Below are 828 nucleotides of genomic sequence, written 5' to 3'. Positions count from 1 at the left end.
CTTATATATGGGTATGCCGGTTGCCGGCAGGAAATAAACAGCAATGCAGACCCGTCTTCCGGACGATGGCTTCCGGGCCGATCAGTTGCCGGTACCGTCTGAGGTGGTGGTGATTCTGACACTGAGACTGCTGGTCGGGGGTTTTCTGTCCCTCCGGCGCAGGGTTGCCCTCCTGAAGCGCTGACCAGATACCCGCCACCCAGTAACAGCACCAGTCCTCCGTACGGTACCAGATGGCCGTGTTCTCCAGGCGCTCCCGGTCACTGACTCTCCGCCAGACATCCAGGTCCCGCCACATCTGCCGGCACAGCAGGGTGAACAAACATTCCGACACGTCGGTAAGTGCTCTCCTGCCACTGAACGTCACGCTGCGGCGTGGGTTACCGCCGTTATCACGCCAGCGCCCGAAATACCAGTGGCAACCGCTGACCAGACACACCACGGCAGCCAGGGCGTTGAGCCACCCCGGAACGACCTTCGCATTGCCGGGCACCCTTTGACAGGTGACCGTACTCATACCAGATAATCCGGAATCATCCTCACCTGCCCCGAGCTCAGTTATCAGGCGCTGAACCCGGCACAGCACATCCGTGACGTCATTCAGGTCACCGCTGTTGTCAGCAGATTCCGCCATCGTCTTTATACGGAAAAGCAGCGTCACCGGCTGTTCCGACTCCGGTATCTGTCCCTGCATGAATGTCAGGGCGTGGTCTGCCCCTGTTCCGCTCATGACCCACGCTCCTCATGCCACGCCTGGCAGTCAGCGAACAGCCTGACGCCCGGCATTGACGCCCGCCGTTTCTCCGGAATTTCATCCCCGCATTCCGC

General features: G+C 60.5%; 2 protein-coding genes. Both read right to left on the bottom strand.

Annotated features, from left to right (window positions below):
• Window position 1 precedes the first annotated feature (1 nt).
• Window positions 2–730, bottom strand: coding sequence for a DUF7168 domain-containing protein (locus BZK42_RS27945; protein WP_080861637.1), 729 nt, complete (start codon window positions 728–730; stop codon window positions 2–4).
• On the bottom strand, window positions 727–828 hold a 102-nt coding region (locus tag BZK42_RS29820; RefSeq protein ID WP_211280458.1), incomplete at its 5' end, for a TraR/DksA C4-type zinc finger protein. The genes BZK42_RS27945 and BZK42_RS29820, both read right to left, overlap by 4 nt.

Origin of the sequence: Citrobacter braakii, from assembly GCF_002075345.1 — a bacterium.
GTDB lineage: Bacteria > Pseudomonadota > Gammaproteobacteria > Enterobacterales > Enterobacteriaceae > Citrobacter > Citrobacter braakii.
Note: the sequence above shows the minus strand (reverse complement) of the source record. Positions and strands in the feature narration are given on the sequence as shown.